The following is a 24303-nucleotide window of genomic DNA, read 5'->3' as shown; positions in this document are numbered from 1 at the left end:
CATCATAAAGCTATAAAAAATAAGCGTCCAACTTTTTATAGAGTTGGACGCTTTATTTTTACAGAAACTTAGGTCGAAATTTATCCCCGATTAATCTTCAATTTCATACCAGGCTTTAACCTCGAATGTGATAAATTATTATCAGCCTTCAACTTAGATAATGACACCCCTTTATTATTTGCGATCTCTGATAGCGTATCACCTTTTTTTACAGTATAAAAAGCAAAATTCGACTTTCTCTGAGTTTCAGCACTTGTTTTCTGAGCTAAACGCGTATTGACACCACTACTGCTAACAATTAATGAAGCACCAGTCTTTACAGAAGATCCCTTTACATTATTCCAAACTTTTAAATTTTGGACACTCACATCATATTTCTTCGCTATAACAGCTAAAGTTTCACCTCTTCTAACACGATGTGTACTTGTTTGAGCGCTTCGCTTATTACTCACACGCACATCATCACTCGCTAAAGCCACTACTTGACTAGGAGTTTCAACTGTTGTATTTAAAGCAAGATAAAGTTGATCCTTATTCATATCAGCTGCTAAAGCAGGAATGATCAAACGACGATGTATTTCATCAGAGCCATTAACGATACCTTTTTTATATGCTGGATTTAACACTTTTAAACTCTCCTCAGAAACGTTTATCGCTTTAGCAACCTCAGCTATCGAAATGAATTTATCAATCTCTAATACCTGCGTATTTAAGGCAATGTCTCCATCCTTAGCTTCAATACCATGATCTTGTGCATATCCTAAAGTATAAGTCATAGCGATATATGCAGGAATATAATTTCTGGTCTCTTTTGGCAGAAAAGGAGCAACTTCCCAAAATGAAGGTTGAATTTTGCCAGATCTTAAAATAGCTCGTTTCACACCACCTTTTCCACAATTATAAGAAGCTATCGCCAACAACCAATCCCCAAATTCAGCATACGCTTCCTTCATATATTTTGCGGCAGCATAGCTTGAAGCAATTGGATCTTTACGTTCATCAACATAATTGTCCATTGTTAAATTATAGATCTTTGCTGTCCCATACATAAATTGCCAAGGCCCTGTGGCACCAACGCGAGAAACATCATGTGGATTTAACGCAGACTCTATAATGGAGAGGTATTTAATTTCTTTTGGAACTCCTACTTCAGCAAGAATACGTTCATAAAGCGGAAAATAATACTGCGCCAATCCTAACATGCGGGACATATGCCCTGCATAATTCTTAGAATTATAAAGATCAATATATTTTCGAACATGTTGGTTATAGTCTAGAGGGACTTCACGTTCTAAGGAATTTAGTTTTCGAACGACAGTTACATCTTCGATATCAAATAAAATTCCTTCTACTTCTTTTTCACCGGCATTTACAAATTTGATACTATCAAGCTGCTGCAGAATAGATGCATTTTCACGATCTATACTCGCTAACATGATTGCTTGAGTAGAATTTCTCATCTCTTCAATAGACTTTTCTTGTGCAAACAAACAACATGTCGTAAATGCTAAGCCTATCGTCAATAGAGTCTTCTTGCTTTCAATCATCTTTTTTAATTATGGTTGATAAATAGAACCTAAGTAGTCCTTATTACAAAGCATGTATTTTTACTACATACCCTCATTAACAATACTGGAAACTGTACAAAATGAAATAAGATTTTACTGGTGTAAAATCTTATTCCTCAAAAACAACATAAATTACTTATTATCAGTTGTTTTCTCTTTAGTATCATCTGTAGAATCCTCTTTCTGTCCGTCTTTGAATTCTTTTACACCTTTACCTAATCCACGCATCAATTCAGGAATCTTTTTACCGCCAAATAATAATAATAATATTACAACGATTATAATTAATTCCTGACCTCCAATACCCATTATTAATAACCCTGATGTCAACATAACTTATAATTTACTGTTTTTCAATATTCACTTTAAGTATATACACTTATACCCTAAAAACAAATGTACATAATAATTTTTATTTCTATATTTTTTTAATTCGCTAACCATGATTGCGGATTCATCGGGATTTGTCCTTGCCAAACCTGGAAATCTAAAACTGGCGCGTCTAAATCCGGATCATTAGCTACTGTTCCAATAGCCTGACCTGCTGACACTTTCTGTCCTTTAGACACACTAAAACTAGCTAAATTACTATACACCGAGAAGAATTCACCATGTGAAATAATAATCACCTTCAATCCATTTAAAGTTAACGTACTTGTTACAGTTCCAGAAAATACAGCCTTAACTGTTGCGCCACTAGAAGTTTGTAATTTTAATGATTCATGACTAACAGAGACGTTCCGACCCGTCCTATCCGTACCAAAACTTTGTAATATCTTAGCATTGGAAACAGGCCATGGCAGTCGTCCACGGTTAGATCTAAAATCAGCTGAAAGTCGAGCCGCTTCCGGAGTTGCACGCAACACTTCTGAATCTGATTTACGAGCCGTAGATTTGGATGATTCCTTATTATCGTCTACTTTAGTGTCATTTTTCTTCGCGCTCCTTGCTGCAGCAGCTTCCGCAGCTCTACGAGCAGCTTCTTGTCTTCTACGCTCTGCTTCAATTTCTCTTTTAATGATAGCCTGAATTGCAGATCTTAACTTACGCTCTTCTTTTTGCTTCTGCGTAATATCGCGTTTTACACCTCGTTCAGTCGTAATTAAAGAACTCAATTCATTAGAGAACACAGCACGTTGTTGTGCAATAGTTTTCTTCTCTTGCTCTTGCTCATTCAATAACTGCTTATGCTTATTACGATCAGCCTGTAACTGTGCTATTTTTTGCTCAATCTGCTTTTTAGTTCCTTCAATCTCACTTGCTTTCAATTTTCGAGAATCATTGAATTGCTGCAAATATTTTACACGACGAAAACCTTGATTAAAATCCTTTGAAGCAAAAATAAACATCAACTTATTATAGGCATTGCGGTTACGAAAAGCGAACATAATCATCTTTTCATAATCATTACGCATTTTCTCCAACTCTGCTTTCAATTTATCTACAGCGCTGGTATTCGTATTAATCTGGCGATTAATCAAGCTTAATTCAGAACTTATCGTTGTAATTTTCTCTTCACGAAGATTAATCTGACTACTTAAAGCACTGACCTGCTTCTGAGTCAAAATCTTTTCTGTAGTCGTTTCTTTAAGCGTTTTTTGCAATTCCGCTATTTCACGATTTATTTTTTCACGTTTTTTTTCAAGCTCTGCACGAGTCTGCGAAAAACCGATTCCCAGCATCAAAAAAAACGCAGTTAGACTTAGTGTTATTTTCTTTAAATTCATCTATAGTAATCTTTTACTAGCAGTTGAGTCTGAATATAATATGTTCAATTAAATATAGTCTCAAATGCGAAAGTAATAAATCTTAAGGATTATCGTACTAACATTAATTAATTACTTTGTATTTATTGGAGATAGTAAAAGGCATTTCAATAGCTTCATTAAATGAAATTCTGCTGTAATTGAAGTTTGCTTTAATATTCATATCACCTCCTGAAATCAGTAATTCTAGACCCATCGGAAACAATTGCCCACCTCCATTTGAATAATCTGCATAACTAGCCTCCAATTTCTGTCCTTTTTCAGGCTGCTCCAAACGAAAGGAATCTAACCTATTCTGTTGATTAACTAAATATAAGTAAGTCAATGCATTCTTTTGACCACGCAACTGAATTGGTACACTCGTTTGATCAACCTCAAAGTCGGTTGTATTTAACAGATTCGTTGAAAAATTGGCTAAAAACAAATCTTGAACATTTGAAAAAGTTAAATCCTCACTTGCATATTGATACAAGTAACTAAAGGGTTTTGCTATATATTCCCCCTGAAATTTATTTAATATCTGAACACTATCTGGAGTAATCAAAACCCGGCCTATTTCTATACCCAACAATGCCGTAATAGAAATCCAGATTCTTTTATCTTTTTCAATCCTTATATTAGCTGTCACATCGTATGATGACTTTCCTAAATCTATTTTGCTTTTAGCTTTGCCAGAGAACGTAGTAAAGTCCAGATTTGACAACAAAAATTTCTGAACTACCGCATTTTTAGAATCTTCCTTACTGATCGTCTCAACTACCTCAGGCTTACTCTCTACTTTACTCATTTTTTTCTTAGTACTGCAGGATGCCAATACAACAAGCAATAAAAGTGTAACAACAGATTTATTCCACATACGATTTCTTATTTATTTTCTCTCTCAACTTCTCCATATTCGTTTCAGTAGATCCCCCCATAGCCAAAGCACTTTTCCATTGCTTCATCGCTTCGGTTATTTTTTTATTTTTAATCAAAATATCACCATAATGCTCCAATAGGACTGTTGAAGGCGATTTTGAATTTTTTATTGCCTTTTCAATCCAAAGCAATGCATCAGCATATTTACCCTGTTGAAATAAAACCCATGCATAAGTATCTTCCAATGTCGCATCATTAGGTCGTAACTTATTTGCTGTCTCTGCAAAATGAGCCGCATCATCTAAATCCTGATTTCTTAACGCTAAATAATAAGCTAAATTGTTCATCGCACTTACATTTGTACTATCTAAGTTAATCGCTTCTCTATAGGCAACATCTGAAGCAGCTTCCATTTTAAGCGAATGATAAATATCGCCCAGACCACTATAAATATTTGATTGAAAAATGGCATTCTCATTTTGACCATTATTCAAGGCTGCCTCCATCAAATTTCTAGCTAGTTCATAATTTCCTTTCAAGGTATATGCGATTGAACTGAAATACAAAATAACAGGATTATTGGGAATATTGTGTAAAGCTTCACCGCCATGTTCTATCGCTTGATCATATTGCTCCAACGCCAAATCAACATTCATGAGCATACGCCATGCATCAATTTGATAAGGATTAATACCTACTGCAATAGAAAAGGAAGACTGTGCCCCAACCAAATCATTACGCATCCAATTCACCTGCCCCTTAGCCACATGACTTTCTGCTACGCGAGGATGTACATCAACCAATATATTAGCTAATTCTTGTGCCTGGTCGAATGAAAATCCACTATTGGGAGCTAATAAGGATAAGATAATTCTGTTTTTTTCTGAGAAATCAACACTTTTAGATAAAAAGGCTTGTTTTAAGTAATCATAAGAAAGCTTAGCCTTTCCAGACAAACGGTACTCATCAGCCAGATCTAAAAATAAGTAATCGTCTTTCGCATTCGCAACACCGGTATTTAATATTGCAATAGCTTTTTTAGGATCTTTAATTCCGCGATAAGCCTGTGCCAATTGACTGTACACCTGTGCCAAAGGAGATTTTTTAATTGCCCAAGGTTCAAGAACCTGGATTACAGCAGGAAAATCATCTTTTGACAAGAGCAGAGTAGCACCTATAACGTCAAGCGTATCGGTAGCTCCCGTTCGCTCTCTAACATCTTTATATAAAGCAAAAGCCTCATCTTTTTTGTCACTGTTAAACAACAACATAATCTTCTCACGATTCAAGGCAGCAATATTGACCTTCTCCTTTGTCATCAGCAGATCCAATGAACGGATCGCACTAGGGAGATCACCTTTTCCTTTATTAACATCGATATTGAAACTTAAATATTCATTTTTAGGATTAATTTCCAAAGCTTTATTTACTTCCTCCAAAGCACGATCAGCATTACGCATCTGTCCAAATAAAACGGCTTTAGTAAAATAAGCATCATCAGCATTAGGATATCGCGTAGTAATGGCATCCAAAGAATCCATGGCCTGCTTGAAATCACCGTTCCTCAAAAAAACTTCAATATTTTTTAATTGTTGCGAATAAGGTTTTTCTTGCTTGCTCTCCTGTGCTGAAATCCTTTGTCCAACCGTAGTTAACAATGTTACCAATAGCGCGTATTTCAAATATTTCTTAAACATAAATAATCCTTCTCGTTCAACAATTACTGTATTAATATGTTGCAATATACTAATAATGGACAACTGTTAAATAGTGCTATTGCATTTCAATAGGTTATTTTTTGATGATTATGACATTACCTGGCATTTAAATTAATCTTAAGTGCTTCAGATTAAAATGAAACTGTCTAAAATAAAGTAAAATAGATTTTCGTAATCAAGAAATTAAAAGTACCTTTGCAGACCCTTGAGACACAGGGAAAAGAAGTGAATAAAATTTTATTAATTATTTAATTAAAAGCAAGTGAATACGTTAAGTTACAAAACTGTCTCTGCCAACAAGAACACCATCAACAAAGAATGGATCGTTGTTGATGCTGAAGGCGAGATTTTGGGGCGCTTGGCAAGCGAAATTGCGAAAGTAATTCGCGGAAAGCACAAGCCATCGTTTACCCCTCACGTAGATTGCGGAGATAATGTTATCGTTATCAATGCAGAAAAAATTAGATTGACAGGTAATAAATTGGGTGACAAAACTTACGTTCGCTACACGGGATACCCGGGTGGTCAACGTTTCATCACTCCAAAAGAATTATTGGCAAAACACCCTGAGCGCGTTATTGAAAAAGCTGTTCGTGGTATGCTTCCTAAAAACCGTTTAGGTCGTCAATTGTTTAAAAACCTTTATGTTTATGCTGGAACTGAGCACAAACAAGAGGCTCAAAATCCAAAACCAGTTAAATTTTAAGGAGAATCGACATGTCAACAACTAATACTTCAGGAAGAAGAAAAACTGCTGTTGCCCGCATTTACTTAACTGCTGGTAGCGGAGTCCTTACAATCAATGGTAAAGACTACAAAGAATATTTCCCAACATTGCCTTTGCAATACATTGTTACTCAATCATTAGAAGTAGCAGGTCAAGCAGGGAATTTTGATGCGAAAGTGAACGTTAATGGAGGTGGTGTAAAAGGACAAGCTGAGGCTGTACGTTTAGCTATTGCGAAAGCATTAGTTGAATTAGACCCAGAAGTTAAACCAGCTTTACGTGCTAAAGGTTTAGTTACACGTGATGACCGTATGGTTGAGCGTAAGAAACCAGGACGCAAGAAAGCTCGTAAGAGATTCCAATTCAGTAAACGTTAATCAAAGGAGGATCAAAAAATGGCAAGAACAACTTATCAAGACTTATTGGATGCAGGTGTGCACTTTGGTCACCTTACACGTAAATGGGATCCGAAAATGGCTAAGTACATTTTCATGGAACGTAACGGTATCCACATCATTGACTTGAACAAAACGCTTACGAAATTGGAAGAAGCTGCTTCAGCTATCAAACAAATCGTAAAATCAGGTCGTAAGGTTTTATTCGTAGCAACGAAAAAACAAGCAAAAGAAATCATCGCTCAACAAGCGAAAGCAGTTAACATGCCTTTCGTTACAGAAAGATGGTTAGGTGGTATGCTTACAAACTTCACAACAGTTCGTAAGTCCATCAAGAAAATGTCTACTATTGACAAAATGCAAAAAGATGGTACATACGATGTATTATCTAAAAAAGAGAAGTTGATGATTCAACGTGAGCGTATCAAATTAGAGTCTCTATTAGGAGGTATCGCTGATTTGAACCGTTTACCGGCTGCTTTATTCATCATCGATGTGAAAAAAGAACACATCGCTGTTACTGAAGCAATCAAATTGAGCATCCCTACTTTTGCAATGGTTGATACAAACTCTGACCCTTCAAACATTGATTTCCCAATCCCTGCAAATGATGATGCTAGTAAATCTATTAGCTTAATCGCTGGTATCATTGGTCAAGCAATCCAAGAAGGTTTGGACGAGCGCAAACGTGATAAAGAAGACGAAGCAGAAAAAGAAGCAGCTGCAGCTAAGGCTAAAGTTGATACTACTGAAGCTTCAGAAGCTAAACGTCCTCGTAAAGCGAAAGACGGAGAATAATATTTTTTATTCCAAACCGGATAGCGTAGCGTTGGTTTCTGGAAAAGAATTCTTTTCTTGGACTAACCTATCTGTCCGGTTTTTTGGTTTATCATTTCTCGAATAAGAAATGATAAACTTTATATTAGCTTAACAATAGTTATGCTAATATTGTCAAGAAAATAATAAGTCAAAAATTTAAAAAGAATATATCATGTCAGTACAAATTTCTGCATCAGATGTAAACAAGTTGCGTCAACAAACAGGCGCAGGTATGATGGATTGTAAAAAAGCGTTAGTTGAAGCAAACGGTGATTTCGAAGCTGCTGTTGATTACTTACGTAAAAAAGGAGCTAAAGTTGCTGCTAGCCGTCAAGACCGCGATTCTAACGAAGGTGTTATCATTGCTAAAGCTACAGCTGATGGCAAATCAGGTATCGTAGTTGAAGTTAACTGTGAAACTGATTTCGTAGCTAAAAATGCTGATTTCGTAGCTTTCGCTGAGTCAGTTGCTGAAGTTGCTTTAGCAAACAAACCTGCTACTTTAGAAGACCTAAAAGCATTAGAAATTGGCGGTACTAAAATTGCTGATTTATTAATCGATCAAACTGGTAAAATCGGTGAGAAAATTGACGTTTCTAAATACGAAACTGTTTCTGCTGAGAAAGTTGTTGCTTATATCCACGCAAACTACCGTCTAGGTGTGTTAGTTGGTTTATCTGCAAATGTTGATGGTGTTGAAGAAGCTGGTAAAGATGTAGCTATGCAAATCGCTGCAATGAACCCTATTGCTATTGATAAAGATGGTGTTGATGCGCATACAATCGAGCGTGAAATTGCTATCGCTAAAGAACAAATCATGGCTGAAGGAAAACCTGCTGAAATGGCAGAAAAAATCGCTGCTGGTAAATTGAACAAATTCTTCAAAGAAACTACTTTGTTGAACCAAGAATTCGTGAAAGATAACTCTAAATCTATTGCTCAATTCTTAGATTCAGTTTCTAAAGGCTTAACTGTTACTGCATTCAAACGTGTTCAATTAGGAGCATAAATGCAAGAAAACATGAGTTAGCTCATGCGTCGTAAACATATAATCACAAAAGGCTTGTCTCAATGAGACAGGCCTTTTGTTCTTTAAATAACTTACTCCCCCTCCCGTATTTCCAACCACCAGGAACAAAGTTTATCAAAGACATTAAAAAGCATATCATAAATAACTCGAAAAGGAAGATTATTTTTTTGTAAATTGGATGATATAATTGATTACAAACACTAAATAATATCACATGAGTACAACACAAGGAATGCTTCGTGAAGATGCACTAATGGGAAAAAACATATTGATTACCGGAGGTGGAACAGGTCTTGGTAAAGCTATGACCCGATACTTTTTACAATTAGGGGCACAATGCATCATCACGAGCCGAAAAGACGATGTTATTCAACAAACCGCAGCAGAGCTTAGTAAGGAAACTAATGGTAAATGTATAGCAATTGCTTGTGATGTTCGCGATTATGACCAAGTAGAGCAAGTCATTAATTTTGGTATTAAACAGCTTGGCTCAATTGATATTTTAGTGAATAACGCCGCCGGAAATTTCATCTCGCCGACAGAAAGATTAAGTCACCGTGCATTTGAATCTGTTTTAGGAATTGTACTTCAAGGTACCATAAACTGCACACTGGCACTTGGAAAAATTTGGATTGCAAACAAGGATAAAGATAAAACAGTACTCAATATCGTAACGACCTACGCAAGTACCGGTTCAGGATATGTCGTACCCTCTGCTTGTGCTAAATCTGGAGTATTAGCGATGACAAGATCGTTAGCAGTTGAGTGGGGACGCAAAGGAATTCGATTAAATGCAATTGCTCCCGGCCCTTTTCATACAACAGGCGCGTTCGACCGCCTCTTTCCAAGTAACCTAAGTGACACCCTCAACCCTGTCAACAGGATACCTCTTGGAAGAACTGGTAACTTACAAGAATTAGCCAATTTAGCGGCATACCTCGTTTCCGACTATTCAGCATACATCAATGGTGATGTGATCACAATCGATGGCGGAGAATGGTTAAAAGGTGCTGGAGAATTTAATGGACTCGATGCCGTTTCAGAGGAACAATGGGACACGGTTGAAAAATTGACCAGAGGAGCAAAAAGTACTTAATACATCCCTTAAAAATTACTGTATTTCTTATATTAAGACTATACAATTGCTGTTTTATTTAGATATTTGAATATAATCTCACAAATGAATGAAAAAAATAGCTTGTATAGCTCTTCTATTTTTTAGCAGCACTTCTTTATTTGCACAGCATATACAAGAAAGTGTCGTAGACTCCATTGTCCAGAAAACATTATCAACTTTTAATGTACCGGGAATAGCCGTGGGTATCGTAAAAGATAACCAGGTAATATTCGCCAAAGGATATGGTATTGCCGACTTAAATAGAATGAATAAAGTCCATGCTTCAACGAACTTTGGAATTGCCTCCAATTCAAAGGCCTTTACAACCACTGCCCTGGCTATTTTAGTAGATGAAGGTAAATTAAACTGGGATGACCAGGTACAAAAATACCTCCCGGAATTCAAGATGTATAATGATTACGTAACTAAAAACTTCACGATTCGTGATCTGCTAACTCACAGAAGTGGTTTGGGACTAGGTGCCGGAGATTTAATGATATGGCCCGATGGACATGACTTTACTCCCGATGACATTATCCATAACATCCAGTATCTAAAACCTACATCTGATTTTCGCACAAAATATGATTATGATAATCTGCTATATATTATAGCTGGAAAAGTTTTAGAAAAAGTATCAGGCCAAAGTTGGCAGACATTTATCCAGGAAAGGATATTTAAACCTTTGGCTATGAATCATTCTGCACCAAACTGGAACATGCTGCAAGATCGCCAAGATGTGATCGCTCCACATGTACCCCTAGATGGTATAAATCATGTCAGTACGCGCTATACCAATACCATTTTGGATGCAGCCGGAGGCATATACTCCAATGTGGACGATCTCAATAAATGGATGATTTTTCACCTCAACAATGCTGAGAATAATGGACATCAGCTGATTTCCAAGAAGCAATTAAAAGAATTGATCACACCACAGACAATCATGCCTGTCAGTACTGTTCCTCCTTACAACTCGTTATTCAGAGCTTATGGCCTTGGCTTTCGTCTGACAGATATGGCGGGTAAATTAGAAGTATCCCACACGGGGGGATTAGAGGGAATTGTCACGCAAATTGTTATGCTTCCACAATTAAAACTGGGAATCGTAGTGCTCACCAATCAGCAAGAAGGTGCAGCATTCAGTGCCATCAGTAATACGATAAAAGATTTTTATTTAGGTATTAACGATCAACACTGGATTACCACCTATCAAACTTCAATCGCAAAAAACAATGCTGAAGCTGATCTCATAACAAAGAAAACGTGGCAAATCGTAGAAGAGAATAAAAACATTCAGGACAAATACCGGCAAACAATACCAGGTAAATATCTTGACAACTGGCTTGGAGAAGTATCAATTAAAGCTGAAAATGGACGATTAACGTTCGCTTCAAAACGTTCTCCCCAACTCACTGGTGAACTTTACTATTATCAAGACAGCACGTATGTTGTCAAATGGTACAATCGCTTGATGTATGCAGATGCATTTGTACACTTCACTATTCAAGACAAAGAAATAGCTGGTTTTACAATGAACCCGGTATCACCACAGACAGATTTTAGTTTCGACTTTCAAGATCTAAATTTTAAAAAACACACAAACAATGGAACAAAAAAATAACCCACTTCACGGAAAAAGACTGGATACAATACTAGAATATCTAATTGCTTATTTTGAAGGTTGGGAAGGATTAGGTGAACGGATCAATATTCGCTGTTTCAACGAAAACCCCAGTATTAAATCATCGCTAGCTTTTTTAAGAAAAACACCGTGGGCAAGAAAAAAGGTCGAGGAATTATATCTTAAAATTTACGAATACGAAAACAAGTAGTTATCATTAAAGATGATTATTTCGAAGCCTATTCAATTCATTTATAAAAAAGGTTATTTACAAAACTCTTCCGTTAACGAAGCCGTAAATAACCTTTTCTTGTAATCACGCTTATCAAACAAATAATCACCTCTAAAAGTAAAAACCATCTTAAAAAATAGTTGTTATACCTGTTATAAACTTAATACATATGCATCATAAAAATATAGGTTGGATCGGATTGGGAAACATGGGATTTCCAATGGCAAAAAATCTAGAAAATGCAGGATTTCCCCTTTCCGTCTTCAATCGAACCCCAAGTAAATCAGAACCATTCACAGATCTTTCAGAAGTTTATATCAGTGCCGTCGAATTAGTCAAAAACTGTGATATTATCTTCACCATGGTTTCGAACGATGCGGCAATAATAGATCTTTATGAAGATATATTTCATCTTGAAGATATATCAGGAAAGATATTTATCGATATGAGTACGATTTCCAAAGACCTTACTTTAACGATAGCACAAAAAATTCAAGAAAAGCAAGCTCGGTTTATGGATGCACCTGTAGCAGGGAGTACTGTGCCTGCTAAAGAAGGAACATTGATTATCATGGCTGGTGGAGAAGAAAAAGACCTGCAAGAAGTATTACCCTATTTAAATAAATTAGGCAAGGCAGTAAAGCATGTTGGACCGGTAGGAAGTGGCATTTCTGCTAAACTGGCTATAAATTATTTTCTCTCTATCATCTATCAGGGCCTTGCCGAAACAGTTTTATTTGCTGAAAAAAGTGGAATTAAAACAGAAGACATGTTAGAAATAATCAATGAAAGTGCCTGTGGAAGTGGAGCCACTAAAGTAAAAACTCCACTCCTATTACAGCAAGATTATCCACCCGCATTTGCATTGGACTTCATGTTAAAAGATCTAAACCTCGCAAAAAAAGAAGGTGTTAACACCCCAATGAATACAGTACTACTGGAAACGTATCAAAAAGCACATGATGCAGGTTTAGGAAAACAGGATGTTATCAGTATTATTAATTATTTAAAACAGATTCAGTAATACCCGTTATGAAAAACCAAATATCTGTAGAAGCTCAAATGTTAATTAGAAAACCTGTTGAACAGGTGTTTCAAGCATTTATAGATCCTGCACTTACTGTACATTTTTGGTTTACCAAAAGCTCCGGAAAACTAGAAATAGGAAAAACAGTTATTTGGGAATGGGAAATGTATGATGTAAAAAGTACTGCTACAGTACAGGATATCATCACCAATGAAAAAATTACAGTACTATGGGGGCCACCCGAAACTTTAGTAGAGTTCAAATTTAAATCACTGTCTCCAGATCGTACGTATGTCACAATCCATCAAAAAGGTTTCCAGCAAGTAGGAGATGAATTATTGCAGGTATTAATAGATTCTACCGGAGGATTTACAACAGTACTCGATGGTTGCAAAGCATATCTTGAACACGGTATAAATCTAAATTTAATTGCAGATAAATTTCCCAAAGAAGCGATGTTATAAACTACCAAAACTAACAATATGAAAATTCTAAAGAAAATAGTTATTGTATTGCTTCTCATAGTGGCAGTACTTTTAATAACAGCTCTATTTCTTAAAAAAGATTACGCTGTTAAAAGAGAAATTACCATTAACAAACCAAAACAAGAAGTATTTGATTATATCAAATACCTACGCAATCAAAATAACTTCAGTAAATGGGCAATGATGGATCCTTTAATGACAAAAACATATCAAGGTACAGATGGAACTGTTGGATTTATTTCAGCTTGGGACAGTAAAGCAGATAGTGTAGGAAAAGGGGAGCAGGAAATTGTTAAAATCGAAGAAGGCAAAAGAATTGATTTTGAAATTCGATTTATTAAACCATTTGAATCCAAAGATAAGGCGTACATGATCACAGATTCAATATCTCCAACTGCAACAAGAGTAATCTGGGGATTTGATGGACACATGAGCTACCCGATGAATCTCATGCTGCTCTGTATGGATTTTGATAAAATGTTAGGCGGTGATTTAGCGACAGGCTTAGAAAGGTTAAAAACAAAACTAGAAACGGAGTAAATAAAAATACCATGACAACAATCAATCCTTATTTAACATTTGAAGGCAACTGCGAGGAGGCATTTAACTTCTATAAAAATGTTTTCAAGAAAGAATTCCAGTACATAGGTAAATTTGGTGAGATGCCTACAGCTGAGGGACAAACACCGCTATCACCAGAACAGAAAGATAAAATCATGCATGTTTCATTACCCATACACGGAGATAGTATTTTAATGGGTAGCGATAGTATTGATGGTAATTGTGGAAATTATATAAAAGGAACGAATATTACACTATCAATTAACAGTACAGATAAAGAAGAAGCAGATCGGCTCTATGATGTACTTTCAGTCAATGGAATACAGTCTATGAAAATGACTCAAACATTCTGGGGAGCATATTTTGGCATGTTAACAGATCAATTTGGCATTAATTGGATGATCAATGTTGATAATAATACCCCGGAATAGAAAATTATTATATTAATTTTAGAAAGCTGAATGATCAATTCAGCTTTCTAGGTAGTTTAATATGGCAAAAGAACATCAATACAAGCAAAAAGTAATCTGGACGGGAAATACTGGAAAAGACACCGCTTCCTATAAAGACTATAAACGTGATTTTGAAATCAGCATACCGCACAAAGCAATAATTGCAGGATCTTCAGATCCTGCTTTTTTAGGTGATCCAACAAAACATAACCCAGAAGATTTATTCCTAAGTTCACTATCAACGTGTCATATGCTTTGGTATTTACACTTTTGTGCCGAATCAGGTATACAAGTAGTACGATATGAAGATCAACCGATAGGTATTCTAACAGAAGAGAAATCTGGGGCTGGCCAATTTACAAAAGTTACACTCCAACCAACCGTCTGGATCAGAAATCCAGAATTGATGACACTTGCCACAGAATTACATACTAAGGCCAATGCATATTGTTTTATTGCAAAATCAATTCGAATTCCTGTTCATCATGAACCCATTATACTCATAGTTCTGTAGCATCTTATAAACTGATAAAAATAAATAAAGAGGACTATTTATAACATATTCATAATTTAAAATTTCTATTTTTGTAAATGACCGCAGCATATTACGAAGGAGAAAAAATAACTTTCATCGATTATAGAAAAAATAACTTTGAACAAGCTGAATACGATAATTGCCGTTTCGAAAACTGCGACTTTTCAAACAATAAATTAAACAATAGCATTTTTGCAAATTGTACATTTATAGATTGTAATTTCTCATTAGCCGAATTATCCGGAACAACATTCCAACAAGTCCTATTTAAAAACTGTAAACTATTAGGCTTACAATTTCAGCAATGCAACCGCTTCGGTTTATCTTTTACTTTTGAAAACTGCAATATCGATCATGCTTCATTTTATCAATTGAAGCTAAAAAAAACAACCTTTAGAAGTTGCCAATTACGGGAAGTAGATTTTTCTGAAGCAGATCTAACAGGATCATCTTTCCAAAATTGTGATCTAAATCAAGCAATATTTGATCAGACCAATTTGGAGCAGGTCGATTTTCGAGATGCACAAAATCTGATGCTATCACCGAATAAAAACAAATTAAAAAAAGCAAAGTTTTCACTCCTAAGTCTGCCGGGCCTACTTAGCGAATATGATATCAAAATCGAGTCGTAATTTTAAACTTTTCTAGTGTTCTTTTGTTTTCTCTATATATAGAAAGGAGAATTTAAAATGTCTAAAAAGAAAATCGCGAATGAAGATGAAGTTCAAAATTCAAACGCCGACCAATTAGCTTACGATCCAGATAAACAATCATTTTCATTAGATGTGGAAGATAGCGACCCTGATTACGATCACCCAAGTGATTATGATACTGTCGCCGAAGGGGCTGCAGATGACGATTCTACTTACGACAATTCAAACCCCTACGTTGGAGATGAATATGCAGATTTAGACGAACTCATCGAAGACGATCTCGAAGAAGGTGGAATGCGGATAGAAGGAGAAGTAAAATTGAAGCCAATAGATAAGAAACTAGCCGAAACACCGGAAGATTTACGCGATGATTTAGATGAGGAAGGCTATCCCATTAATTATGATTAATGAACCTAGCGTAAATTTCTAGAAACATATACAAATGAATATACCACAGATTCATTTTAGAAATGGATATCGTTAAATATTCTCTATAATACGATATCCAAATCTTAAATTCTTAAACCTTTTTAATCAAATATTTCTTTCTCCATAAATTAGTATCATTACCCTTTCAAATTTTATATCTTTAGCTCAGAATAATTTATTTTATGGATGTGAGCAAACCAATTATCCGAATTTCAAATCTTAGAAAATCATACGGATCAAAAGAAATATTAAAGGGCATAAATCTTGATATTTATCCCGGTCAAGTAATCGGTTATATTGGACCCAATGGTGCCGGTAAATCGACTACAGTTAAAATACTTACTGGTCTGATCAATGATTTTGAAGGAGAAGTTTTTATTAATGATATAGATATTAAAGAAGATCCGCTTACCGTAAAAAGTCAAATCGGTTATGTACCAGAAAATGCAGAATTATATGATGTATTGACGCCTATGGAATACCTTGATTTTGTAGGTAAACTGTATGGTATGGAAGATACATTAATTCAACAAAGGGCACAACAATTACTTAAAGCATTTGGTCTTGAAGAAAATTTAAATAACAGGATGGATACATTTTCTAAAGGTATGCGCCAAAAAGTATTATTAATTTCAGGTATAATACATAATCCCCAAATTATAATTTTAGATGAACCATTATCCGGATTAGATGCTAATGCTGTTATTATTGTAAAAGAATTGATTTCCCTTTTGGCTAAAGAAGGCAAAACAATATTTTACTGCTCGCACATGATGGACGTTGTCGAAAAAGTATCCGATCGCATTATGTTAATCTCAGAAGGTAATATTATAGCTGATGGAAGTTTCGAGCAATTAAAAACGAACCAATCGGATACGTTGGAACAAATTTTCTCAAAACTCACAGGAAAAGAAGATGGAAACATAGATGCATCACATATTATTTCAGCAATTCGATAAAATAATATGCAGAAATTAACATTAAAATTCATTTTGCTTTTCAGCAAATTATGGACAAGCATAGGTATCGATGTTGCCCAATTAAGGATAATAATTGAAACAAAATTAACAATAGATGATCGTCGTCCTTTAGCCTCGTTCACGAAGAATCAAAATAAGAAACCAGCTAAAAATTCAACCTGGTTTCAATTTTTTATTTTCTCCCTTATGGGGCTCATGTTCTTATCATTTGTTATTATCATCCCCGATAAATTCTTAGCAACATCATTATTCTTAACGTTTATATTATCCATATTATCATTATCGCTGATAACAGACTTCTCAACAATTCTTCTTGATAACAAGGACCAATATATTATTTTACCAAGACCAGTGAATGATAAAACAGTTGCTTTTTCAAGGATATTATACATGCTAATAAAGATTTCTACGCAATTACTGCCCATAACATTACCGGCATTAATCTATGTATTTGTCAGTTGGAATATTTTTGCAGCATCGATGTTTCTTGTTCAAATTATAATAGCAGCTTTAATTGCGGTTTTCTTTGTCAATATTTTCTATTCCTTATGTCTACGTTTTCTGTCTATTCAAAAATTTAAAGATACAATCAGTTACATCCAGATATTCTTTTCCATTTTTATTTTTCTAGGTTATCAAATTGGTCCTAGAGTAATGCAAAGTTTTACAGAAGGAGAAAACAGTATTTATCATCTAAAATTACTATGGATTTCTCCAGGAACATGGATCGCATCTTTTCAAGCCATGCTAGTTAAAGATTTCAGTGGTTTGACACTTATTTTTGCTTCTCTTAGCATCATTTTACTTATTGTGGCCATTTTAGGGTCATCACAATTATTTTCGAAAGATTTTAATAATAAAATAGCACAGTTAGCTATCGGAGACAGCCCAGTTAAAAAAGAAGAACTATCACAAGAGGGGAAAGTTTCGTTTTATAAAAAAATAGAAAAAATATTCACAAGTACACCATTGGAAAAAGCTGGGTTTTCAATCATTTGGTTAATAACTTCACGGTCTAGAGAGTTTAAAATGCAACTGTATCCCACAATGGCTTACTTACCGATCTACTTCATCTTTCTATTTCTGCAGGGGAAAAATAATACATTGGCTGAACAAATTGACCGTGTGAATACATCAGGACTTTATATTATGATTTTCTATCTATCGCTTTTTACAGTATTAACTGTTTTCCAGCTAATCACTAAAAGTGAAAAATACAAAGCGGCATGGATCTATTACGCAGCCCCTATTCAACAAACAGGAGAATTAATGTCAGGAGTTTTAAAATCAGCATTCTTAAAATATTTTGTTCCCTTCAATTTAATTTTTCTAATCATTTGTGTTCCCCTTTTTGGCGCACATGTGATCAATGACATTCTGCTAGCAACAGCCATAGGAGGTATTGAAAGTGTTCTTGTTATGTTATTCCTAGTCAAATCTTTTCCCTTTTCACAATCTATAGAAAACGGAAAAAGTAGAACAATCATCAACCTGTTTATATTAGGACTTTTAGCATTAGTAGGTTACTTACATATCGTTATTCATGAATACGAAATTATAATTTGGGTGATTACCATTATAGCGTGGATTATATTTTTAATCATGATTAAATATCTGAAAAAAGAAAATTGGAAAAGTCTAGCTTTTGATGATAATTAACAGGAAATTTCAACCTGATAAAAATATTAATTACCTTTATACTAATTCCTTATAAATTACAAATTATGTCAACAATTACAGTCAGTGCCGATATAAATGCCCCCTTAGAATATGTCTGGAAACTATTTAGCAAACCAGAGCATATTATTCACTGGAATGCTGCAAGCGATGATTGGGAAACAACAAGCGCAACCAATGATTTGCGAAATGGAGGTCGATTCAGTTTTCACATGGCCGCAAAGGATAAAAGTTTTGATTTTAATTTTGAAGGACAATATGATGAAGTGAGGCCTCTTAGGCACATAGCATATACGCTTGGAGACAACCGAAAGGTAAGTACTACATTTTTTGAAAACAAAAACGTGGTAACAATCGTTCAGAGTTTTGATAGCGAAACCTCACATTCCGAAGAACAACAACACTCGGGGTGGCAGGCCATCCTCAATAACTTTAAAAAATACGTTGAAGCACAATTTCAGCAAAAAGATGCTTAACCCTAATTAAGCATAGAAGAATTACGGGGGCTATGGCCCCCGTATTTTATTATTCAAAACATCTTACCTTGGGTCCTGATGAACTTCAACAAATAACCAAGTAGCTTAAATCTATAGATCTTAAAGAAAATATGGTATATTTTAATGATATGGATTCAAAAATAACATTCCCTCTTTCTTTCACTCCTTATTATTGATAATCATGTGTACTAATCCTAATTAACCATCATCTTATCTATTTTGATAAAGAAAAAATAAAGATGATGATCAATAAAAAACTATTAATACCTTAATTTTATTAAGTTTAAAAAATTAAAACAAGTTATTTTCAAATTTTCAAACTTTTTAATAAAATGTTTGGAAAATTGAATTTGTATTTATAACTTTAGTCTAAGCAATATGAGTAAGAAAGAAGAAGTAAAGAAAAAAATTGGTAAATCAGCAATGGAATGTTTTGCGAAATTCGGTTTGGACAAAACAACCCTTGAAGACATTGCCAAAGCTGTTGGCCTCAATAAAACATCATTATACTATTACTATAAAAGCAAAGAAGATATATTCATCGAGGTAGCACTAGAAGAAGGCGAAAACTATATTCATTCGCTACAAAGTGCTACGATTCAAAAAGTAGGAATTGAAAATAGAACTGCATTTTATCTCGAATCACGATTCAATTATTATAAAAATGTATTGAACATGAATCGCGTTTCAGTAGAATCAATGGGTAAATTACTTCCGCGATTCTTCGAGCTATATGATGCCTTGATGATTCGAGAAAAAGCATTTCTCACACAGCTATTGGAAGAAGCAGTTAAAGAGGGAGAATTGGAATTAAAAGATCCGAAAAATACAGCTTCCGTACTGATCAATTTTTCTAATGCACTAAAACACAGCGTAGAGCAACAGGCTATACTAAAACAAGAGCCTGAAATTGATTATTCGCAAAGTCTGCAAGACACCAAATTTTTAGTGTCTTTGATTTTTAAAGGAATTAAAAAGTAGCCGCAATGTAGTATTCGATAGAAACTAGAGAAAGGGTAAAAGCTATTTTTGATATTTTTTAATGTTGTTGCTAAAACTAACCAATTATAAATATGAAAAAGGTCCTTTTACTCAATCTGATCCTTTATCTCTGTATGTCAGGCACAGTCCTCGCGCAGAGCCTTATTAAAGGAAGCATTAAAAACAGCACCACCAATGAAGCCGCATACGCGATCTCGATTCGCGTTAAAAATGGCACCGATGGCACGTATAGTGACGATCGGGGTAGGTTTCAATTGAAAACCTCTAAATCACTTCCGATCACATTATTGATTTCCTCAATAGGTTATGAACCTCAAGAATTCATCGTAGAAAGTTTTTCAACACCATTAGAACTCCTTTTAAAACCAGCCCAGATTCTTGGCCAAGAAGTCGTCGTCTCGGCAAGCAGAACAGTACAAAATAAACTGTCATCTCCAGTTACCATCGAACAGATCAGTGCCAAAGATGTCGTTAACTCCCCGCAAATCAATTACATGGATATGATGCAAGGACTAAAGGGAGTAGACGTAACTGTCTCTAGTCTTGGCTTTACCAGTGTAACAACTAGAGGTTTCAATACAAGCGGTAATACTAATTTCACCCAAATCGTAGATGGTATGGACAACCAGGCACCTGGGCTAAATTTCCCGCTCGGCTCTGCAATTGGTCTAACCCAGCTCGATGTGGATAATATTGAACTTCTTTCAGGAGCATCATCTGCATTATATGGTTCAAGGGGATTAAATGGAACCATGGTTATGACAGGTAAAGATCCATTCAAATACCAAGGAGTTAGCGTATTGATCACACAAGGCGTCAATCACATCAATAACAAGAAAAAAAATGACCCTGTATCACCTTCCCCCTATTACGATTGGACAATTCGTTTCGCCAAAAAAATAAATGATAAAATCGCCTTCAAAATAAATACACAATATACTCAGGCTAAAGATTGGGTCGCCAATGATGCTAGCAATAAAAATGGACCAGGAACCAGCCTAACGGATCCCAACTACAATGGCGTAAATTTTTACGGAGGCTCTACCTCCACCGATATTTCTCCCTTTCTACAGGCAGCACTTGCCGGAAATCCGGATCTAGCTCCTATTATAGAACCACTACTGAACAAACCCAACTACGTCGCTCGTACCGGATATCCAGAATATGGATACTTAGACAATACCGCCAAACTTTTTAAAATAAATGGAGAATTTCGTTATAAGATAAGTCAAAAAATTGAAGCCATAGCCTCTGGAACATTCGGTACTGGAAATATCGTTTATACCAATGATACCCGATATCAACTAAAAGGTTTCAAAGTAGGACAATACAGATTGGAATTAAAAAGCGACAACTGGTTTGTCCGAACCTATACTACCCAAGAAAATTCTGGCCGTACACTAGTAGCAGGACCTACAGCGCAATACATTAATGAGTCTTGGAAAACAAGCTATGATGGAGAAGCTGGTGGTTGGTATCCTGAGTACACATACCAACTGATCAATTCACTTGCCGGAGGAACAGCACTCAATGATGCACACTTAGCTGCGCGAGCATTTGCAGATCAGGGACGAGCAGAGTTAGGCACTCCGCTATTCAATCGACTTAGAGATAGTATCACAAGTACACCTATTTCAGAGGGTGGTACACTCTTTCTTGATCGCAGTAAATTATACAATACCGAAGCCCAATACAACTTCAGTAATCAAATCAAATTTATGACTGTTATTGCCGGAGTCAATTGGCGTTTATATAATTTAAACAGTAAAAACACCCTATTTCCTGATAAAGATAAACCCATCAATGTAAATGAATATAGCGCCTATGTACAAATGGCGAAGAAGGTGGCCGAAGAACGACTAAACATTGCAGCCTCTTTTAGATATGATAAAAATACGCTGTTCTCCTCACCAAAAGTTACATCGCGGGCGTCTCTAGTTTTCGAAGCAATGAATCAAAATTTCATTCGCTTCTCCTACCAGAATGCCTATAGCTTTCCTTCAAATATACAAGCTCTACAAAATACTTTAAATGGATACAACAGCTATTCGTCAGGTGGTTCATCATTATTATTAAACGATAATTATCAATTTGACAAATATCCACCATATGTCTATGAAAGTGTACTCAAATTTCAAGAAACAGGTGATCCAGGTGTACTTAAAAAATTTCAGTATGACGATATCAAACCACAATCTGTAAATGCATTTGAATTGGGTTATGCTGCCTTATTGGGCAATAGATTTATGATTGATATCCTAGGATATTTCTCTACTTGGAAGAATTTCATTGGCTATGCCAATGTAGCAAACACTCCAGGGACTGATGATGTTAACGCCTTAAAAGATCACAGCACTTACATACAGTATAACATTGCTTTTAATGGAGGCGAGACAGTAAATACCTATGGTTATGCCGCCAGTCTAAGTGTTGACATGGGATATAACTTTTTGGGTAAAATTAATTACTACTCCGACTACCTGAAAAACAAAAATGATAGTCAGATCAATAATTTTAATACACCAAATTATCATATCAATATGGAATTTGGAAACAGTGGCTTTGGTAAAAAACAAGTTTGGTCATTCAATACCAGTTTACGGTACAAACCCGGATATCATTATGTCGTATCGGGAGGATTAGCTTCGGGAGAAGTACCAAGTTCTGCAGTAATAGATGCACAGATAAGCTATAAGTTGATCAAAGCACGCTCCGGAATTCGTCTCGGTGCAACTAACATAACCAATAAATACTATTCAACTGGAATCGCAAATCCCAGAATTGGAGCAGTTTATTATGTCACCTACGCTTATAATATATTATAACCAACCCTAACCTTTAAACTAATAAACCATAACCATTATGAAACAACCATTTTATCTAAAGCTTACCTTACTATTGATGATAGTAGGAATGATAAGCTCCTGTAAAGGAACAAAAGAACAGCAGGACAACTATGCTAATATCTTGACTTTTAAACCTGGCGAAGAAGCAAAGATTGAAGAGGCATTCTTATCAATAAAAGACAGTACAAGTATTTTACTTCAGGCAGGTAATTACAAATTTGACAATTTAAGTATCGTACAGGTCAAACATATTTTAATTCATGGAGAAGGCCATGATAAAACGGTCCTCAATTTTTCCAGTCAAACGCAAGGCGGAGAAGGTATCCGAATTACCGATGTCAAAGGATTTACCATCGAGAACATGACCATTCGTGACTCTAAAGGTGATTTGTTAAAAATCAGCAATAGTAGTGATGTGAAAGTTGCAAATTTACATGCACTATGGAGTCAGGCAGATTCGACAAGTGGAGGCTATGCGATTTATCCTGTGCTCTGCAAAAATGTCCTTGTTGAAAATTGCTATACAGAAGGTTCTTCAGATGCAGGAATCTATGTAGGCCAAACAGACGGAGCAATTGTTCGCAATTGTAAAGCAGCCAAAAATGTAGCCGGATGTGAAATTGAAAATACGTCAAATGCAGAAGTATATAATAATGAATTTTATAACAATACAGCAGGATTTCTAATTTTTGATTTGCCAGACTTATCGAAAAGGGGTGGTAAAGTAAAAGTTTATAACAACAACATTTATGACAACAATTTTAGAAATTTTGCTAAAAGCGGAAGTTTTGGTACCTCTTGGGGAGTAGGAAATGCTTCGCCCGGAAGTGGTATTATCATCCTGGCAGCTTCAGATATTGAAATCTACGACAATAAAATTACTGGAAACAATACCGCAGCAATTACAATTGCATCAGGCTTTGCAACAGATGACAAAGCTGCAGAAAAAATTAATGCCAACTATTCTCCTATTTCCAAAAACATTAAAATACACAGCAATAAACTTGAAATGGGACCAGAATTTCCAAAACCCGCATTCGAACATCGAATTGGACAAGTATTAGTTGCAACTCAAGAACAACTAAATAAATTGGACCCTAATCGCAAATTTAAAAGAATTCCATTAATCGTATATGACGGTTTCAGTAGTAATGTATTAACAAAAGGAACAGCATTAAACCCAGATTCGATCTGTATCAATCAACCTGAAGAAAATCTATTTGTAAACGCTGACTTCCAAAATGTTGCAAAGCCGGAAAACTGGAAACCAAATACGGATAGTGCACCATTTCAATGTAAATGATC

Annotated in this window: 25 protein-coding genes; 20 read left to right on the top strand and 5 right to left on the bottom strand. The window is 35.4% G+C overall.

Annotation, left to right across the window (positions count from 1 at the left end; translation table 11 throughout):
- Positions 1 to 80 precede the first annotated feature (80 nt).
- From ACFS6I_RS21345 to ACFS6I_RS21325, 5 genes are all read right to left on the bottom strand, one after another.
- Positions 81 to 1547, bottom strand: a complete 1467-nt coding sequence (locus ACFS6I_RS21345; RefSeq protein WP_380923609.1) for a lytic transglycosylase domain-containing protein — start codon at positions 1545 to 1547, stop codon at positions 81 to 83.
- 153 nt (positions 1548 to 1700) lie between these two features.
- Positions 1701 to 1901, bottom strand: coding sequence for a Sec-independent protein translocase subunit TatA/TatB (locus tag ACFS6I_RS21340; protein ID WP_031287456.1), 201 nt, complete (start codon positions 1899 to 1901; stop codon positions 1701 to 1703).
- Positions 1902 to 1996: 95 nt separating this feature from the next.
- A complete protein-coding gene (locus ACFS6I_RS21335) occupies positions 1997 to 3295 on the bottom strand; it encodes a murein hydrolase activator EnvC family protein (RefSeq protein ID WP_132770960.1) in 1299 nt (432 codons plus the stop codon).
- Positions 3296 to 3398: 103 nt separating this feature from the next.
- Positions 3399 to 4190: a DUF4292 domain-containing protein gene (locus tag ACFS6I_RS21330; RefSeq protein WP_132770961.1), complete on the bottom strand. Its 792-nt coding sequence runs from the start codon at positions 4188 to 4190 to the stop codon at positions 3399 to 3401.
- A complete protein-coding gene (locus tag ACFS6I_RS21325; protein WP_380923606.1) occupies positions 4180 to 5889 on the bottom strand; it encodes a tetratricopeptide repeat protein in 1710 nt (569 codons plus the stop codon). The genes ACFS6I_RS21330 and ACFS6I_RS21325 overlap by 11 nt, the downstream gene beginning before the upstream one ends.
- A gap of 283 nt (positions 5890 to 6172) precedes the next feature.
- Between ACFS6I_RS21325 and rplM the strand changes: the two genes are divergently transcribed.
- From rplM to ACFS6I_RS21225, 20 genes are all read left to right on the top strand, one after another.
- On the top strand, positions 6173 to 6616 hold the full coding sequence (gene rplM / locus ACFS6I_RS21320) for a 50S ribosomal protein L13 (protein WP_021188576.1): 444 nt from the start codon (positions 6173 to 6175) through the stop codon (positions 6614 to 6616).
- A gap of 11 nt (positions 6617 to 6627) precedes the next feature.
- Entirely contained in the window at positions 6628 to 7014 is a 387-nt protein-coding gene (rpsI, locus tag ACFS6I_RS21315) for a 30S ribosomal protein S9 (RefSeq protein WP_021188575.1), read from the top strand.
- A gap of 18 nt (positions 7015 to 7032) precedes the next feature.
- Positions 7033 to 7830: a 30S ribosomal protein S2 gene (gene rpsB / locus ACFS6I_RS21310; RefSeq protein ID WP_021188574.1), complete on the top strand. Its 798-nt coding sequence runs from the start codon at positions 7033 to 7035 to the stop codon at positions 7828 to 7830.
- 193 nt (positions 7831 to 8023) lie between these two features.
- Positions 8024 to 8860 (top strand): translation elongation factor Ts, encoded by an 837-nt coding sequence (gene tsf / locus ACFS6I_RS21305; RefSeq protein WP_132842957.1) that lies wholly within the window; start codon positions 8024 to 8026, stop codon positions 8858 to 8860.
- A 235-nt stretch (positions 8861 to 9095) separates the two neighbouring features.
- Positions 9096 to 9977 carry an SDR family oxidoreductase gene (locus ACFS6I_RS21300; protein WP_380923603.1) on the top strand — a complete coding sequence of 294 codons (882 nt, stop codon included), beginning with the start codon at positions 9096 to 9098 and terminating at the stop codon, positions 9975 to 9977.
- A gap of 88 nt (positions 9978 to 10065) precedes the next feature.
- Positions 10066 to 11622 (top strand): serine hydrolase, encoded by a 1557-nt coding sequence (locus ACFS6I_RS21295; RefSeq protein ID WP_380923601.1) that lies wholly within the window; start codon positions 10066 to 10068, stop codon positions 11620 to 11622.
- Positions 11606 to 11833, top strand: coding sequence for a VF530 family protein (locus ACFS6I_RS21290; RefSeq protein WP_021188570.1), 228 nt, complete (start codon positions 11606 to 11608; stop codon positions 11831 to 11833). The genes ACFS6I_RS21295 and ACFS6I_RS21290 overlap by 17 nt, the downstream gene beginning before the upstream one ends.
- A 190-nt stretch (positions 11834 to 12023) precedes the next feature.
- The gene (locus tag ACFS6I_RS21285) at positions 12024 to 12878 is read left to right on the top strand and encodes an NAD(P)-dependent oxidoreductase (RefSeq protein WP_380923599.1); all 855 of its coding nucleotides are present in this window, start codon (positions 12024 to 12026) and stop codon (positions 12876 to 12878) included.
- An 8-nt stretch (positions 12879 to 12886) separates the two neighbouring features.
- Positions 12887 to 13345, top strand: a complete 459-nt coding sequence (locus tag ACFS6I_RS21280; RefSeq protein ID WP_380923597.1) for an SRPBCC family protein — start codon at positions 12887 to 12889, stop codon at positions 13343 to 13345.
- An 18-nt stretch (positions 13346 to 13363) separates the two neighbouring features.
- Entirely contained in the window at positions 13364 to 13906 is a 543-nt protein-coding gene (locus tag ACFS6I_RS21275) for an SRPBCC family protein (protein WP_346597719.1), read from the top strand.
- A gap of 11 nt (positions 13907 to 13917) precedes the next feature.
- Positions 13918 to 14358 carry a VOC family protein gene (locus ACFS6I_RS21270; RefSeq protein ID WP_132770966.1) on the top strand — a complete coding sequence of 147 codons (441 nt, stop codon included), beginning with the start codon at positions 13918 to 13920 and terminating at the stop codon, positions 14356 to 14358.
- 61 nt (positions 14359 to 14419) lie between these two features.
- The gene (locus ACFS6I_RS21265; protein ID WP_380923594.1) at positions 14420 to 14893 is read left to right on the top strand and encodes an OsmC family protein; all 474 of its coding nucleotides are present in this window, start codon (positions 14420 to 14422) and stop codon (positions 14891 to 14893) included.
- Between the two features lie 77 nt (positions 14894 to 14970).
- Entirely contained in the window at positions 14971 to 15546 is a 576-nt protein-coding gene (locus tag ACFS6I_RS21260) for a pentapeptide repeat-containing protein (protein WP_380923592.1), read from the top strand.
- A gap of 57 nt (positions 15547 to 15603) precedes the next feature.
- Positions 15604 to 15975, top strand: coding sequence for a hypothetical protein (locus ACFS6I_RS21255; protein WP_021188563.1), 372 nt, complete (start codon positions 15604 to 15606; stop codon positions 15973 to 15975).
- A 203-nt stretch (positions 15976 to 16178) separates the two neighbouring features.
- Complete coding sequence (locus tag ACFS6I_RS21250) at positions 16179 to 16955, top strand: ABC transporter ATP-binding protein (protein ID WP_132842974.1); 777 nt, start codon at positions 16179 to 16181, stop codon at positions 16953 to 16955.
- Positions 16956 to 16961: 6 nt separating this feature from the next.
- Complete coding sequence (locus ACFS6I_RS21245; protein ID WP_380923589.1) at positions 16962 to 18635, top strand: hypothetical protein; 1674 nt, start codon at positions 16962 to 16964, stop codon at positions 18633 to 18635.
- A 65-nt stretch (positions 18636 to 18700) separates the two neighbouring features.
- Positions 18701 to 19129 (top strand): SRPBCC domain-containing protein, encoded by a 429-nt coding sequence (locus ACFS6I_RS21240; RefSeq protein WP_380923587.1) that lies wholly within the window; start codon positions 18701 to 18703, stop codon positions 19127 to 19129.
- A 399-nt stretch (positions 19130 to 19528) separates the two neighbouring features.
- Positions 19529 to 20131 carry a TetR/AcrR family transcriptional regulator gene (locus ACFS6I_RS21235; protein ID WP_021188558.1) on the top strand — a complete coding sequence of 201 codons (603 nt, stop codon included), beginning with the start codon at positions 19529 to 19531 and terminating at the stop codon, positions 20129 to 20131.
- A 92-nt stretch (positions 20132 to 20223) separates the two neighbouring features.
- Entirely contained in the window at positions 20224 to 22977 is a 2754-nt protein-coding gene (locus ACFS6I_RS21230; RefSeq protein WP_380923585.1) for a TonB-dependent receptor, read from the top strand.
- 37 nt (positions 22978 to 23014) lie between these two features.
- Positions 23015 to 24301 (top strand): parallel beta-helix domain-containing protein, encoded by a 1287-nt coding sequence (locus tag ACFS6I_RS21225; protein ID WP_380923583.1) that lies wholly within the window; start codon positions 23015 to 23017, stop codon positions 24299 to 24301.
- Positions 24302 to 24303: the final 2 nt, after the last annotated feature.

The organism is Sphingobacterium anhuiense (genome assembly GCF_042686355.1).
Classification (GTDB): domain Bacteria; phylum Bacteroidota; class Bacteroidia; order Sphingobacteriales; family Sphingobacteriaceae; genus Sphingobacterium; species Sphingobacterium anhuiense.
The sequence above is the reverse complement of the archived record's forward strand: the minus strand, read 5'-3'. Positions and strand labels throughout refer to the sequence as shown.